We start from the raw sequence: 15,677 nt of genomic DNA, 5'->3' as shown, positions 1-15,677 counted from the left end.
CGATTAGGGGGGCGGCTCTTCGCCGTTGTGTGCACGCCATCGGCGGGCCGGCCGGAAAGACCGCTACCGTCGTGCCATGGCCGATCTGCAGCGAAGGCGGAACGAGGAGCTGGCCCGGATACTGCACCAGCTCGGCTGGAGTCCGGAACGGCTCGCCCGTGAGGTGAGCCTCGCCCTGCCGCCGGGCCTGGCGATCAGCTCCACCGCCCCCTACAAGTGGCGCGACCGCGGCATGGTGCCACGCAGCCCGCACGACCAGACCGTCTGCGAGGTGCTCAGCCGCACCCTCGGCATCGCCGTCACCTACGAGCAGCTCTGGGGCAGGATGGGCGGCCACCGCGGTGCCAAGATCCTCTCGCCCCGGCTGCTCACCGACCCGTGGACCGCCGACACCGCCCAGACCGCGCTGCGCGAGGCCGCCACCGACGCCGGACCGGTCCGCCTCACCGACCTGTTCCGCAGCGCCGACCTCGACCACGCCGCCGAACGGCTCTCCTCGCCGCCGCCACCGGTCGGCGGCGGCGAGGGCGCGCTGCGCGTCGACCCCTCGCTGGCCGGCGAACTCGGGCTGTCCTACCGCAGCAAGCAGCGCCTCGAACGCTCCTGCGGCGGCGGCCTCGTCCTCGGCCCCACCCGGGCCGAACTCGCCATGCTGGCCAAGCTGTTGGAACTCGGCGCGTACGACGAACGGCTCGGCCGCGAGCTGTACGGCACCGCCAGCAGGCTCGCCCGCCTGGCCGGCTGGGCCGCGTACGACCTCGGCCACGACGCGGCCGCCCAGCGGGCCTTCGTCGCCGCGCTGCGCGCCGCCCACGTCAGCGGCGACGCCCGCCTCGGCGTCGCCGGGCTCGGCGCGCTGGTGGTGCTCGCCACCCAGGGCACCGGCGGGCGCGGCCTGGACGCCGTCACCGCGCTGCGCACCGCCCTGGACGCCCACGGCCCCGCGCTCAGCGCCACCGCCCGGGCCCGCCAGTTCGGCCGGATCGCCCGCGCCCACGGCCGCCGCGGCGAGGCCGAACAGGCCGAGGCCGCCGCCGCCCGGGCCTTCGCCGAACTCGACGGCGTGCCCGGCGCCGAGGAGGCCCGGGCCGACCTCGCCGGGATGGTGGGGGAGGGGCGGCTGGCGCTCGGCCAGTACCGGATGGCCAAGGGGCTGCTCGCCGAGGCCGTCGCCGGGCTCGGACCGGGACGGGCCCGCGCCAAGGCGATGCTGATGGTCCGCCTCGCCGAGGCCCACCGGCGCCTCGGCGACCAGCGGGAGGCCGCCCGGACGGCGGGGCTGGCGCGGGCGCTGGCGGCCGGGATGCAGTCGGAGCGACTGGCCAGGGCGCTGCGGGACTTCGAGGCGGCGGGGCGGGCGCCGGCGCGGTGAGGGGGCCGGGTCCGCGGCGGGTGCTCGCGGGAGTGCGGTGCGCTGGACGGGACGGGGTGCGCTGGATGGGACGGTCAGGAGTGCCCTGACCCGCTTGCGGTACCCTGAGCCCATGCGAACCGTGCGCCTGCTCCTTAGCCGGCCGCGCTGACCAGGACCGGCCGCGCCCTCGGGCGGTGCCGGAGTCGGCGTGGCGTCCCCTCCTGCGAGGGGATTTTTTGTTTTCCGCCCCCGCCCGCGTCGTGGGACGGGTCCACGGTCGGCCGCGTCGCGCGGTTCGCCAACTGACACCGATGGAGCTTGAAGGACCATGAGCGAGACGACCCCTGCGTCCGGCGCGGCCGAGACCGCGACCGAGCCGTTCCGGTACAGCGCCGCGCTGGCGGCGGAGATCGAGTCCCGCTGGCAGGACATCTGGGAGAAGGAGGGCACCTTCCACGCCCCCAACCCCACCGGTGAGCTGGCCGACCCGTCCGCCGGTGACGTCGCCGCGAAGCCGCACAGCTTCATCATGGACATGTTCCCGTACCCCTCGGGCGCGGGCCTGCACGTCGGTCACCCGCTGGGCTACATCGCCACCGACGTCTTCGCCCGCTACCAGCGGATGACCGGCCACAACGTGCTGCACACGCTGGGCTACGACGCCTTCGGCCTGCCCGCCGAGCAGTACGCGGTGCAGACCGGCACCCACCCGCGGGTCTCCACCGAGGCCAACATCGCCAACATGCGCCAGCAGCTGCGCCGGCTGGGCCTGGGCCACGACCCGCGCCGCTCGATCTCCACGATCGACCCGGACTACTACCGCTGGACGCAGTGGATCTTCCTGCAGATCTTCAACTCCTGGTACGACGAGGCCGCCGGCAAGGCCCGTCCGATCGCCGAGCTGGTCGCCCAGTTCGAGGCCGGCACGCGTGAGGTGCCGGGCGGTCGCGCCTGGTCCGCGCTGTCCGCCGCCGAGCGCGACGAGGTGCTGGGCGAGTACCGCCTGGCGTACGCCAAGGAGGTGCCGGTCAACTGGTGCCCGGGCCTGGGCACCGTGCTGGCCAACGAGGAGGTCACCGCGGACGGCCGCTCCGAGCGCGGCAACTTCCCGGTGTTCAAGTCCAACCTGCGCCAGTGGATGATGCGCATCACCGCGTACTCCGACCGCCTGATCGCCGACCTGGACCTGCTGGACTGGCCCGAGGCCATCAAGCTGCAGCAGCGCAACTGGATCGGGCGCTCCGAGGGCGCCCGGGTGGACTTCGCTGTTGACGGCGGGAAGATCACCGTCTTCACCACCCGGCCCGACACCCTGTTCGGCGCCACCTACATGGTGCTGGCGCCCGAGCACGGCCTGGTCGACTCGATCGTCCCCGCGGCCTGGCCCGAGGGCGTGCCCGCCGAGTGGACCGGCGGCGCCGCCACCCCCGCCGAGGCCGTCGCCGCCTACCGTGCCGCGGCCGCCGCCAAGTCGGACGTCGAGCGCCAGGTCGAGGCCAAGGTCAAGACCGGCGTCTTCACCGGCGCCTACGCCGTCAACCCGGTCAGCGGCGAGTCCGTCCCGGTGTTCATCGCCGACTACGTGCTGATGGGCTACGGCACCGGCGCCATCATGGCCGTCCCCGCCCACGACCACCGCGACTTCGCCTTCGCCCGCGCCTTCGCGCTGCCGATGCGCTGCGTCGTCGAGCCGACCGACGGCCGCGGCTCGGACCCGGCGCAGTGGGACGACGCCTTCGACACCTACGACTCGGTCATCGTCAACTCGGCGCGCACCGTGGACGGTTCGGTCCTGTCGCTGGACGGGCTGAGCGTCGTCGACGCCAAGGCCCACGTCACCGCCTGGCTGGCCGAGCGCGGCATCGGTGAGGGCACCGTCAACTACCGCCTGCGCGACTGGCTGTTCAGCCGTCAGCGGTACTGGGGCGAGCCCTTCCCGATCGTCTACGACGAGGACGGCGTGATGCACGCGCTGCCCGAGTCGATGCTGCCGGTCGAGGTCCCCGAGGTCGACGACTACTCGCCGCGCACCTACGACGCGTACGACTCCGCCTCCTCGCCGGAGACCCCGCTGTCGCGCAACGAGGACTGGGTCAACGTCGAACTGGACCTGGGCGACGGCGTCAAGCGGTACCGCCGCGAGACCAACACCATGCCCAACTGGGCGGGTTCGTGCTGGTACGACCTGCGCTACGTCGACCCGACGAACACCGACGCCGTGGTGGACCCGGCCAACGAGGGCTACTGGCTGGGCCCGACCGAGGCCAAGCCGGGCGGCGGTGCCGACCTGTACGTCGGCGGTGCCGAGCACGCCGTGCTGCACCTGCTGTACGCCCGCTTCTGGCACAAGGTGCTGCACGACCTGGGCCACGTCTCCTCCGTCGAGCCGTTCCACAAGCTGTTCAACCAGGGCATGATCACCGCGGACGTCTACCGCGACGAGCGCGGCTTCCCGGTGCCCGCCGCCGAGGTCGAGGAGCGCGACGGCAAGTACTTCTGGCAGGGCGAGCCGGTCAAGCGCGAGGCCGGGAAGATGGGCAAGTCCCTGAAGAACGCCGTCGCCCCGGACGACATCGCCGACGAGTACGGCGCGGACACCCTGCGCCTGTACGAGATGTCGATGGGCCCGCTGGACGTCTCCCGCCCGTGGGACACCCGGGCCGTCGTCGGCTCGTACCGCTTCCTGCAGCGGCTGTGGCGCAACGTCGTGTCCGAGGGCACCGGCGAGCTGGTCGTCACGGAGGAGGAGCCGGACGAGGCGACCCTGCGCGCCCTGCACAAGGCCATCGACGGCATCCGCGGCGACATGGCCGGGCTGCGCTTCAACACGGCCGTCGCCAAGGCGATCGAGCTGAACAACTTCCTGGTCAAGCGCGGCTCCACGCCGCGGGCGGTGGCCGAGCAGCTGGTGCTGATGGTCGCGCCGCTGGCCCCGCACATCGCCGAGGAGCTGTGGCGCCGACTGGGCCACGGCGAGTCGCTGGCGCACGCCGACTACCCGGTCGCGAACCCGGCGTACGTGGTCGACGAGACGGTGACCTGCGTGGTGCAGATCAAGGGCAAGGTCAAGGCCCGGCTGGAGGTCGCGCCCGGCATCACGGACGCGGAGCTGGAGGCGCTGGCGCTGGCGGACCCGGCGGTGGTCGCGGCGATCGGCGACGCGGCGGTGCGGAAGGTGATCGCGCGGGCGCCGAAGCTGGTCAACATCGTGACCGGGTGAGGTCGGAGCTGGTCGGTGTTTGACCGGTAGTGCGTGATCGATCGATGGTCCGTGATTGATCGGGCGGGTGTCCTTCGGGGCGCCCGCCCGGTGCGTTTCGGTGTGCTTTCGGGCTGTCGGGGAGGTGGGGGTTCGGGCCCTCGGGGAGATCCCCGATCTGTCCCTGATCTCCGGCCGCCGGGCCCGTTCGGACCTCCTCGCGCCGGGCACGGCGGCTACCGTGGAACCCTCGGCATTGCGGCCCGCGTTGGGCCCGTTGGGGGCCGAAACGGTGGCGGAAGGTGACGCGCGATGGACGTGTTCGGCGTGATGATCGGCTTGGTCCTGCTGTTCGGGATCGCGGCGCTCGTCCTGGCGGTGGTCGGTGCGGTCAAGGCGGCCAAGGCCGTCGCCGCGAAGGTCGAGAAGCACGAGGCCAACGCCCGGCGCGCCGTCGAGACCGCCACCCTCAAGGCGAAGACGTACACCAAGGTCGGCCCGCCCGCGCAGATCGCCACCGTCCGGCTCAAGCTGCGGACCTCGCTGGACGGCACCCGGCAGGTGCTCGAGGGCGGGCTGCCACAGGACAGCCAGCTCGGCGAGTCCCTCGCGCTGCTGACCCGGCTCGACGCGCACGCGGCGGAGCTGGACGGCGAGCTGCGGGTGCTGGAACGCGAACCGGACACCGCGCGGATCGCGGCCAAGCTGCCGGAACTGCGGGAGCGGGCGGAGCGGATCACCCACGCGGCGGAGACCATGCGGTGGGCGGCGCAGGACCGGATGCACCGGTTCGCGGACGACGAGCTGAGCCGGCTGAGCCAGGAGTGCGAGAGCGAGGCGGGGGCGCTGCGGCACTGGGACACGGCGGCGAGCGGGGGTGCCGGCGCTGCTTCCGGGGCTGGTACCGGTTCGGCTGGTGTGGGCCGTGCGGGTGGTGCGGGTGGTGCGGGCAGTCCGGGCGGTGCGGTTCGGGCCGGGCTGACGGACGGGAAGGGGCGGCCGAGCGCGGAGGACCTGCTCGGGCTGGCCGAACCGTTGGCGAAGCTGGCGCAGCGGCTGCGCAAGCCGTCGACGGGCACCTCGACGGGGACCTCGGTGGGGCCTTCGGCGGGCTGAGCCCCGGGTCGTGTCGGGGCGTGCGGGGAGCGCTGGGGCGGACGCTGTCTTCCCGGACCAACGGGGAGTAACCTCCGCCTCATGCCCTCCGACCTCGCACTTGTCACCGATTCCACGGCCTATCTGCCGCAGGAGGCCCTCGACCGGCACGGGATCACGGTGGTTCCGCTGAGCGTCGCGGTCGGTGACTCGGTCCTCTGCGAGGGGGTCGAGATCTCCCCGAAGGACGTCGCCGAGGCACTGCGCGCCAAGCAGCGGGTGACCACCTCCCGGCCCAACCCGGAGACCTTCGCCGCCACCTACCGGGCCGCCGCCGAGGCCGGGGCGAAGGGGATCGTGTCGGTCCACATCTCCGGCGAGCTGTCCGGCACGGTCGAGGCCGCCCGGCTGGCGGCCGCCGAGGCGCCCGTACCGGTGCGGGTGGTGGACAGCCGGCTGGTCGGCATGGCCCTCGGGTACGGGGTGCTGGCGGCTGCCGGGGCCATCGCGGCGGGCCAGGGGCTGGCGGAGGCGGCCGAGGCGGCCACCCGGCGGGCGGCCGGGACCAGTGGCTTCTTCTACGTGGACACCCTGGAGCACCTGCGCCGGGGCGGGCGGATCGGGGCGGCGCGGGCGCTGCTCGGGTCGGCGCTCGCGGTCAAGCCGCTGCTGCACCTGGACGGCGGGCGGATCGAGCCGTTGGAGAAGGTGCGGACGGCGTCGCGGGCGATCGCCCGGCTGGAGGAGATCGCGGTCGAGCGGTCGGGGGAGGGCGAGGTGGACATCACCGTCCACCACCTGGCGGCCGAGGAGCGGGCCGAGCCGCTCGCGGAGCGGCTGCGGGCGCGGGTACCGGGGCTCCGGGACCTGTACGTGGGTGAGGTCGGGGCGGTGATCGGCGCGCACGTCGGGCCGGGGCTGCTCGCGGTGGTGGTCGCGCCGCGCTGAGGCGGGTCGGGCTGGGTTGGACCGGCTGGGTTGGTCGGTTCTGGGTTGGTCGGTTCTGGGTTGGTCGAGCTGGGTCGGTCGGGCCGGGGCCGGGGCCGGGGTCGGGCTTGGGTCGGGCTGGGTCGGTCAACTCGGGCATGGCCTGGCCACTCGTGTGAGTGACGTCTTTTATCCACAACCCCCGGGTTGTCCACAGGCTTTCGGTAATTCCTGCGTGTTCGCCGGACGGCTCCTAGCGTCCTCGCCATGACGACCTCGGGCCTGGGCGCGGCGAAGCGCCAAGCGATCAACGAGACGGTGCGGCTGCGGATGGCGGCGCTGCTGCCGGCGGACGACGAGCCGGTGGATGGCGCTCCGCCTGCCGCTCCGTCACCGGCGGTTTCCACGGCAGTGGGGCAGCCGGTGGTGTTGCCTCCGAAGGCGGAGGACCTCCCCGACCCGCCGGGCGGCGGAGCACGTCTGCGGCTCGCCTCGGTGCTGGCGCTCGACCGCCGAGCAGTGGCGGGGTTGGCCATCCTGCTGCTCTTCGCGGTGGGCTACGCCGTACAGCACTTCTGGCTGGCCAGGCCGGAGATGGTGGCCGTTCCGTCGCTCGCGGCCGCCTCGGCACTCCCGGAGTCGGGCCCGCCCGCCGCCGATGCACCACGCGGCAGCGGGGCCGGTCCGCCCGAGGCCTCCGCGGGCCCGGGCGCCGGGCCCGCCGTCGTCATCGACGTCGGCGGCCGGGTCCACCTGCCGGGCCTGCACACCCTGCCCGGCGGCTCCCGGGTGGCCGACGCCCTGCGGGCGGCGGGCGGTCCGCTGCCGGAGACGGACACCCGGGGCCTGAACCTGGCCCGCGTCCTGACGGACGGTGAGCAGATCCTGGTCGGTGAGCAGGCACCCGCTCCGGTTCCCGTCCAGGTGCCCGCAGGCGCCGGCGGACCTCCCGGGGCGGGCGTGCCCCGACCGCCCGTCAGCCTCAACCGCGCCACCCTCGAACAGCTCGACGCCCTCCCCGGCGTCGGCCCGACCCTCGCCCAGCGCATCCTCGCCTACCGCACCTCGCACGGCTCGTTCCGCTCGGTCGACCAGCTCCGACAGGTCAGCGGCATCGGTGCCCGGACCTTCGCCGAACTCCGTCCGCTCCTCACCCTCTGACACCACCCCTGCCGTCCTCCCCGCACCCCCCGAAAGGAGGTACCGCCATGTCCGCCACCACGGCGCCGCTTCCGGGCCTCCGGTCCTCGGGCGCCGACTTCCGGCTGCTGCTGCCCGCCGTCTCGGCCTGGCTGGTCACGGCGGTGCTCCTGCCCCTCGAGCCGGGGGCCGAGGTGCTGGTCTTCTCGCTGGCGGGCGTCGCCGTGCTCGCGGCCGTCCTGCTGCTCGCCCGGCCGGGCCTCCTGCGCCGGCGCGGTGCCGCGGTGGCGCTGGCAGCCGTCCTGCTCACCGGTGCGGCGGCCGCGATCGCGACTCCGCTGCACACCGCCGACCTGCACCGGGGACCGCTGCCGGAGCTCGTCCGTGCGGCCGAGCACGCACCGCCGCGCACTCCGGGCACACCCGCCCCGGCGGTCGAGGTGGAGCTGACCGTCGCGGGGGACCCGAAGGTGCACACCTCCCGGAGCGGCACCACCGGCGGGCAGACCCTCCTCACCGTCGAGGCCGTGGCCGACCGCGCCACCCTCCTCCCGGACGGGCGGGCCATTCGGACGCACACCCCGGTGACCGTCATGGTCCGCGGGCCGGAGAGCGGGCCCTGGCTGCGACTGCTGCCCTCCGAGCGGCTGGCCGTCGAGGCCGAGGTGCGGCCGGCGAGGGAGGGCTACGAGACCGAGTCCGCGGCACTGCTGGCCGTCCACGGCCCACCCCGGCAGCTCGCACCGCCGAGCCTGCCGCAGCGGATCGCCGGCCGACTGCGCGAGGGCCTGCGCACGGCCAGCGACGGACTCCCGCCGGACGCGCGCGGACTGCTCCCAGGGCTCGTCGTCGGCGACACCTCGCGATTGCCCGACGACCTGGTGGACGCCTTCCGGGCCACCGACCTGGTGCACCTGGTGGCGGTCAGCGGGGCCAACCTGGCGATCGTCCTCGGCGTGCTGCTGGGCGCCCCGGGCCAGGCCGGCACCCCGGAACGGCGCGGACTGGCCCCGCTGCTGGGGCTGTCGTTGCGCACCAGCGCGCTGCTCGGCACGGGTCTGATCCTGGCCTTCGTGACCGTCTGCCGACCCGAGCCCAGCGTGCTGCGGGCGGCGGGGACGGGACTGATCGGCATGCTGGCCCTGGCCACCGGCCGCCCCCGCCAGGCCGTACCGGCGCTCGCCGGGGCCGTCCTGGTCCTCGTCCTGCTTGACCCGTTCCTGGCCCGCTCCTTCGGCTTCCTGCTCTCGGTGCTCGCCACCGCCGGGCTGCTCGTCCTCGGGCCGCACTGGGCCGAGTCGCTACGCGCCCGACGCTGGCCGCACCACCTGGCGGGCGCGCTGGCGGCCGCGGCGGCGGCACAGGCGCTCTGCGCGCCGGTGACGGTGGTGCTGTCCGGGCACATCAGCCTGGTCGCGGTCCCGTGCAACCTGCTGGCCGAGCTGGCGGTGGCCCCGGCGACGCTGCTCGGCTTCGGAGTGCTCGCCCTGCAGCCGTTCTTCCCGTCCCTGGCTCGGCTGTTGGCCGAGCCGGCCGGGGTGCCGGCCGGCTGGCTGGCCTTCGTCGGGCGGCGCGGGGCCGAACTGCCCGGCGGCCAACTGTCGTGGCCCGGCGGCTGGTTCGGGGTGGTGACGGTCGCGCTGGCGACCCTGGCCGCCTGCTGGGCGGCGCCCCTGCTGCTGCCCCGGCGGACGGAGCCCGGCCGGCCCGCCCGCGCCCGGCGCCGCTGGGCCCGGGCTCTGGTGACCGGCACCCTGCTGGTGGTGCTGCTGGCCGTGCTGCTGCGCCCGCCGCAGCTCGCCCGGATCGCCACGGGCTGGCCGCCGCCGGGGTGGCGGCTGGTGATGTGCGACGTCGGGCAGGGAGACATGTTGGCCCTTGCGACCGATCTGCCGGGCAGCGCGGTGGTGATCGACACCGGGCCGGATCCCGATGCGGCCGACCGGTGCCTGCGCGAGCTCGGCATCACCACGGTGCCGTTGCTGCTGTTGACGCACTTCCACGCGGATCACGTCGAGGGCGTGCCAGGGGTGTTGCGCGGGCGCCAGGTGGGAGCGGTCGAGGGCACGGCGCTGGACGATCCGCCGGGTGAGGCGGCCAGGGTGACGGCCTGGGTGGCCGGGGCCGGTGTGCCGTTGCTGCGCGCCGGCCGTGGTGAACGGCGTTCGGCCGGTGCGGAGTTGTCCTGGGACGTGGTGTGGCCCGATCCGGGGGCGGCTGTCGACGCGCCGGGTGCGAACAACGCGAGCGTGGCGCTGATGGTGTCGTTGGCCGGAGGTGTGCGGATGGCGTTGCTCGGCGATCTCGAACCGCCCGCCCAGTCCGCGCTGTTGGGCCGACTCGGCCGGGTGGACGTCCTGAAGGTGGCGCACCACGGTTCGGCTCACCAGGACTGGGACCTGACGGGTGCCCTGCGGCCTCGGCTCGCCCTGATCTCCTGCGGCGAGGGCAACGCGTACGGGCACCCGTCGCCGCGTACGGTCGACCGGCTGCGCGCGCTGGGCGCGACCGTCCTGCGCACCGACCGCGTGGGGGACGTTGCTGTGACCGGCGACTCGCCGTCCACCCTCGCCGTCGCCGTTCACCCCCGGCCTGACCATGGCTCCCGCGCCGGCCACTCCACCTCCGGGCACCCCACCCGCAGGCCCCGCGCCCCGCCCCTGTGACCCCGCTCCCCTCTTCTCTTCCCTCCACGAGGTGGGGTGGGGCTGGGGTAGGGGTGGGGGTGGGGGGAGGAGCCTGCGGCGGGAGGGCCCGCCGGTGGTCTCGCCGTTCGCGTCCGCTGAGCGTGTCATTGGTCTCGATGGCCTTCCGGGGCGACGGATCCCGCACCTTAGCCCGGATGGCGCACCCGAGCGGCGACAGGGCGTCACCGAGGCTATGGCGGCCCGCCGGCGTCCCGTCGAGCGGTGGATGAACCTTCACCCGAATTGGCTATGCCTTGCGGAGTTTGACGATCCGATTCCGGTCTGTGGCCGTCCAGGGTGCGCGCCGGGGGACGTGCAGGACACGGAGACGGCGCGGGTTCCGCCGACCACCCGGCGGGGCCCTCGTGGAACTGCTCAGCGGTTGTGCCGCGGCGGTCCCTTCGGCGTCAGGATTTCACCGTCACGGTGATGCTCTCGGGGTTGCCGCTGTTGCCCTGGTAGACCGAGTCGCCACTGTAGACGGCCGTGATGACGTGCGCGCCGGTGGTCCGGAAGAAGACCACGCGCCCGGCGGCGGCGCAGTCTCCGATGTTGAGGACCAGGCGCGCGGTGCCCAGGGTCGTGCCGGTGGTGGTGTCGGTGAACGTCACGGTGCCGGTGGGCGGGGTCGTGGCGCCCGTGCCGGCCGGGCAGACCAGGTCGTCGAGGACCACCGGTCGGCCGACCCGGACCTGCTGGGGGATCGCGAACAGGCGGGTGTTCACCGGTTTGCCCGGGGTGGGGTACCTGATGGTGATGCCTGCGGCGGCGCTGGTCACGGTGGGGCCGGTGCCGCCGGCCGGGACGAGGGACGACCCGCCGCCCCCACCAGCCGCATTCCCGATCGGGCTTACCTCGACGTTGATGTTGCCGCCACCGCCTCCCCCGTAGTAGCCGGCGCCGCCTCCGCCCCCCGTCAGGCTGATCCCTGGACCGCCGCCGGTGCCGCCGGTGCCGAGCGTGCCGGGGCTGCCGAACTGCTGCCCGCCGGCCCCGCCTTGAGTGGCCGTGCCCGCCCCGCCTCCGGTTCCGCCGCTGCAACCCCCGTCTGTGCCCGCCTGGCCGGCATCCCCGCCCGGGCCTGCCGCGCACCCGATGGTCGCCACCAGACCGGCTCCACCGCCGCCCGCGGCCACGATGCGGCGCGAGTCGGTGGTGGTGAGGGGGGTGGTGCGAGGTTGGGTGCGGATGTCGGAGGCTCCGCCTCCGCCGCCGCCGAAATAGGTGCTGCCACCGCCGTTGAAGCCGCCGGTGCACTGGGACAACGCGTAACAGGAGCCGTCGTTGGTGGCCTTGCCGCCGACTTCGACGTAGAGGGTCTGTCCGCCGGACAGGCCGGTGAGCGTGCCCGAAACCTGAGCGCCACGGCCGCCGGGTGTGTTGTTGCCTCCCTCCAGGCCGCCGGCCGCGCCGATCGCCGTGACGTCGACGTGGGTGACGCCGTTCGGGACGGTGAAGGTCTGCTCGGTGCCGGTGAAGGCGAACGTGCAGGTGGTGGTGGGGCCGGAGACCGTACAGGTGCCCTGCGCGTGGGCGGTCCCGGGCAGCGCGACCGGGGCGAGTCCGGCGACGCCGAGCAGGCCGGCCGCGACGGCCAGTGCCCGTCCGCGGCGGGCGGCCGAACCGGCACGTCCCCCGTTGGCCGCTGGGCCCGGCTGACCGGCGGCGGCCGGCGGTGAGATGTTCACGAGCTACTCCTGGAAGGCGGAAAGGGGTGCTTCGGCAGTCGATTGCCGTCCGCAACTGTGGATCAGGAGGCCCGGGCGCCGACGGAGACGGAGTCCTGACACACCGTCGATTCACCCCGGTGGTGTGCGGTCCCGGTCGTCGGGCGTGTCAGCCGGTCCGGAGCAGCTCGGGCAGTCCGGCGGTGTCGACGAAGTGCGCCCGGGTGGGGAGGACCCGGCTGAGCAGGACGTCGTGGACTTCGCGGTCCGGGTCGGCGACGCCGTCGGACAGGACGTACAGCAGGTAGTCGCGGTCGGCCGCGTCGAGGACGGTGGACAGGACGGCGCCGCCGGTGCTGAGGCCGGCGACGACCAGGGTGGTGATGCCGCGCTCGCGCAGCTGCCGGTCGAGGTCGGTGGTGGAGATGGCGCCGAAGCGGGTCTTGCGCACGACGATGTCGCCGGCTCGGGGAGCCAGGTGCTCGTGGACGGCGGTGGCGGGGTCCTCGTGGTGCATGGCGCGGTGCCGGGCCAGCGGGGCGAAGGCCTTGTTGGCGGCCGGGACGGCGTCCCAGTCGGCCTCGGTGAAGCCGACGCGCACGTGGGCGACGGTGCCGCCGGCCGCCCGGACGTCGGCGACGGCCCGTTCGATGCGGCCGAGCAGGGCTTCGCGGGCACCGTCCTCGGGCAGGGCGGCCAGGATCGCGGGCTGGCAGTCCAGGACGAGAAGAGCGGTGTGCGCGGGGGCGAGCGCGGGGGTGGTGCTCACGCGGGTGTCTCCTTGCTGGTGCTGGTGGTGTGCGGTCTCGCCGGCGACGGAGGGCGCCGGTGGCGTCAGGAGTGGCTGAGGGACGGCTCCGGCTCGTGCGCCGACGCCTGGTCGCGTCGTGGGAGCAGCAGCGGGGTCGCGAGGACGAGCAGCCCCGCGACCGCGAGGGCGGTGCGCGGGCCGGTGGCGTCGGCGAGCAGCCCGCCGAGTGCGGTGCAGACGGCGATGGACGCCTGCTGGCCGATCGACCAGGCCGACAGGGTGCGGGCGACCAGGTGCTTGGGCGTGCGTTCGAGCCGGTAGGTGGCGAGCACCGGGGTGTACAGGCTCATGTTGACGATGATCGCCAGCTCGACGGCCATCACGGTGACCAGGCCGACGACGCCGGGGCGGACGAAGACCAGACCGATCAGCCAGACCGCGCGCAGGGTGCCGACGGTCCGGAAGACCCGGTGCCGTCCGTAGCGGGCCACGACGCGCTGGGCGAGCCGGGAGCCGATGAGTCCGCCGAGGCAGGGGGCGGCGAAGGCGAGGCCGTACTGCCAGGCCGGGAAGTGGAGTTGGCGCAGCAGGAGCACGGCGAGCAGCGGTTCGGTGGCCATGATCAGGCCGCCGACGAGCATGTTGTTGAGGTAGAGCGCCCGCAGGCCGGGGTCGCCCAGGATGTGCCGCCAGCCGTCGAGCACCGCGCCCGCCCGCACCGGGGTACTACCGATGGGCCGCGGGGTCTCCTCCCGGCCGCGGATCGCGGTGATGCCGAGGGCGGAGAGCAGGTAGCTGAGCGCGTCGGCCACCACGGTGGTGACCGGCCCGAACAGGCCGATCGCCGCCCCGCCCAGTGGTGGTCCGATCGCGATGGAGCTCCAGTTGGTGGACTCGAAGCGGGCGTTGGCCACGAGCAGGTCGTCCGGTCGGACGAGGGCCTTGAGGTGGGCGCCGCTGGCCGCGTTGAACGCGATCTTGGCCGCGGCGACCACGGCCGAGACCACCAGCAGCTGGACGAGGCCGAGCAGGCCGATGGCGTAGGCGAGCGGGATCGTCGCCATGGCGGCGAACCGGATCAGGTCCATCGCGATCATCACCGGGCGCTTGCGCCGGAACTCCACCCACGGCGCGAGCGGTACCGCGATCAGCGCGCCCACCGCGGGGCCCACCGCGGACAGCGCGGACACCTGGGCCGGCCCGGCGTGCAACGCCAGCACGGCGATCAGCGGCAGGGCCCCGAACCCGAGCCCGGACCCGTACGCGCTCACCGCGTACGCCGCCCACAGCCAGCCGAACTGCCGCCCCAACCGCTTCCTGCCGATCCTACTCAGTCCGCCCACCCTGCTCAGCATGCCCGGCGCGCTCCCTCGATGTTCCGTTCGAACAATCCGGCGTTGACCGGTGAGAGCTAACCGAGCGGCACAACCGCAGGTCAAACAACCGCATGGCCGTTGCCGCACAACCAACCGTTGTTCACTAGGGTGGATCGACGTGGACCTCGAAGCCGTACGCACCTTCGCCGCCGTCGCGGAAGCGGGCCAGTTCCAGAAGGCCGCCGTCGACCTGGCGATCACCCAGCAGGCCGTCTCCAAGCGCGTCGCCGCCCTGGAGCGGGACCTCGGCGTCCGGCTCTTCAGCCGCACCCCGCGCGGCGCCGAGCTCACCATCGACGGGCAGGCGTTCCTGCCGCACGCGCGCGAGCTGCTGCAGGTGGCCGAGCGCGCGGTCGCCTCCGTGCGCACCGACCGGCGCCCGCTGCGGGTCGACGTGATCGCCTCGCGCGGAGCGGCGGCGGGCCTGATGCGCGGGTTCCACGCCGCGCACCCCGAGTTCGACCTCAACGTAGTGATGCTGTTCGAGATCGAGGCGGCCGTCGCCGCCCTGCGCTCCGGTGCGATCGACGCGTCCTTCCGCGCCGTCGCCATGCCCGGCCGGCCCCTTCCCGAGGACATCGAGTCCGTCCGGGTGCTCGACGAGCCGCTCCAGCTGCTCACCGGCCCGGCCCACGCGTTGGCGGGCGCCCGCTCGGTGACCGTCGCCCAGCTCGTCGGTCACCGGATCTGGATGCCCGGCATCGTCCCCGGCACCGAGTGGGGCGCCTACTACGACGACCTCGTGGCCGGGTTCGGCCTCACCATCGAGGCGACCGGCCCGAACTTCGGCTCCGACGTGCTCCTGGACACGGTCGCCGACACCCCGGCCCTGGCCACCTTCATGAGCGAGCGGACCCGCCTCGTCTGGCCCGCCGGCCACGACCTGCGCCGCATCCCGGTGACCGACCCGACGCCCGTCTACCCGCACTCCCTGCTGTGGCACCGCGACAACCCCCACCCGGCACTGGCCGCCCTCCACGCGCACCTCGCCGCCACCCGGCCCGCCCTCGACGCCCCCGGCACCTGGCGGCCGGACTGGGTGCTCCCGCACTGACCGGACCCCGCCGCGGCCGGCCTGGTCTGCGGCCGGTCTGGCCGGCGGTCGGAGTCAGTGCCGGGCCGGCACGGAGAGGTCGGCGAGCAGGGCGCGGACGCGGGTCTCGATCTCGTCGCGGATCGGGCGGACCGCGTCGACGCCCCGGCCGGCCGGATCGTCGAGCTTCCAGGCCAGGTACCGCTTGCCGGGGAAGAACGGGCAGGCGTCGCCGCAGCCCATGGTGATCACCACGTCCGAGGCCCGGACGGCTTCGTCGGTGAGGACCTTGGGGATCTCGCCGGAGAGGTCGATGCCGACTTCGGCCATGGCACGGACCACGGCCGGGTTCACGGTGTCGGCGGGGGCGGAGCCGGCGACCGGACCTCGACCCGGTCGCCGGCGAGGTGGGTGAGGAAGGCGGCGGCCATCTGGGACCGCCCGGCGT

10 protein-coding genes and 1 pseudogene are annotated in these 15,677 nt (G+C 74.3%); 7 read left to right on the top strand and 4 right to left on the bottom strand.

Features of this window, described 5'->3' with window-relative positions; all coding sequences use genetic code 11:
* Positions 1–76: 76 nt before the first annotated feature.
* The 6 genes from ACWCYO_RS27270 to ACWCYO_RS27245 all read left to right on the top strand — a co-directional run bounded on the left by ACWCYO_RS27270 (position 77) and on the right by ACWCYO_RS27245 (position 10,381).
* The gene (locus ACWCYO_RS27270; protein ID WP_270147003.1) at positions 77–1,372 is read left to right on the top strand and encodes a hypothetical protein; all 1,296 of its coding nucleotides are present in this window, start codon (positions 77–79) and stop codon (positions 1,370–1,372) included.
* A 310-nt stretch (positions 1,373–1,682) separates the two neighbouring features.
* Complete coding sequence (gene leuS / locus ACWCYO_RS27265) at positions 1,683–4,574, top strand: leucine--tRNA ligase (protein WP_449785657.1); 2,892 nt, start codon at positions 1,683–1,685, stop codon at positions 4,572–4,574.
* A gap of 291 nt (positions 4,575–4,865) precedes the next feature.
* Positions 4,866–5,669 (top strand): hypothetical protein, encoded by an 804-nt coding sequence (locus ACWCYO_RS27260; protein WP_449785656.1) that lies wholly within the window; start codon positions 4,866–4,868, stop codon positions 5,667–5,669.
* 81 nt (positions 5,670–5,750) lie between these two features.
* On the top strand, positions 5,751–6,596 hold the full coding sequence (locus ACWCYO_RS27255) for a DegV family protein (protein WP_270147006.1): 846 nt from the start codon (positions 5,751–5,753) through the stop codon (positions 6,594–6,596).
* Between the two features lie 246 nt (positions 6,597–6,842).
* Positions 6,843–7,736 carry a helix-hairpin-helix domain-containing protein gene (locus ACWCYO_RS27250; protein ID WP_449785655.1) on the top strand — a complete coding sequence of 298 codons (894 nt, stop codon included), beginning with the start codon at positions 6,843–6,845 and terminating at the stop codon, positions 7,734–7,736.
* A 47-nt stretch (positions 7,737–7,783) separates the two neighbouring features.
* A complete protein-coding gene (locus ACWCYO_RS27245; RefSeq protein WP_449785654.1) occupies positions 7,784–10,381 on the top strand; it encodes a ComEC/Rec2 family competence protein in 2,598 nt (865 codons plus the stop codon).
* A gap of 428 nt (positions 10,382–10,809) precedes the next feature.
* On the opposite strand, the gene ACWCYO_RS27240 is transcribed toward ACWCYO_RS27245, so the two are convergent.
* The 3 genes from ACWCYO_RS27240 to ACWCYO_RS27230 all read right to left on the bottom strand — a co-directional run bounded on the left by ACWCYO_RS27240 (position 10,810) and on the right by ACWCYO_RS27230 (position 14,175).
* Entirely contained in the window at positions 10,810–12,090 is a 1,281-nt protein-coding gene (locus tag ACWCYO_RS27240) for a glycine-rich protein (protein WP_270147009.1), read from the bottom strand.
* Positions 12,091–12,238: 148 nt separating this feature from the next.
* Entirely contained in the window at positions 12,239–12,838 is a 600-nt protein-coding gene (locus ACWCYO_RS27235; RefSeq protein ID WP_449785653.1) for a cysteine hydrolase, read from the bottom strand.
* Positions 12,839–12,903: 65 nt separating this feature from the next.
* Positions 12,904–14,175, bottom strand: coding sequence for an MFS transporter (locus ACWCYO_RS27230; protein WP_449785652.1), 1,272 nt, complete (start codon positions 14,173–14,175; stop codon positions 12,904–12,906).
* A 139-nt stretch (positions 14,176–14,314) separates the two neighbouring features.
* Between ACWCYO_RS27230 and ACWCYO_RS27225 the strand changes: the two genes are divergently transcribed.
* Positions 14,315–15,250: a LysR family transcriptional regulator gene (locus ACWCYO_RS27225; RefSeq protein ID WP_270147012.1), complete on the top strand. Its 936-nt coding sequence runs from the start codon at positions 14,315–14,317 to the stop codon at positions 15,248–15,250.
* A 54-nt stretch (positions 15,251–15,304) separates the two neighbouring features.
* Here the strand turns inward: ACWCYO_RS27225 and ACWCYO_RS27220 are convergent.
* Positions 15,305–15,660 (bottom strand): annotated as a pseudogene (locus ACWCYO_RS27220) (arsenate reductase ArsC).
* Positions 15,661–15,677 lie beyond the last annotated feature (17 nt).

The organism is Kitasatospora sp. NPDC001683 (assembly GCF_053596495.1).
The sequence above is the reverse complement of the archived record's forward strand: the minus strand, read 5'-3'. Positions and strand labels throughout refer to the sequence as shown.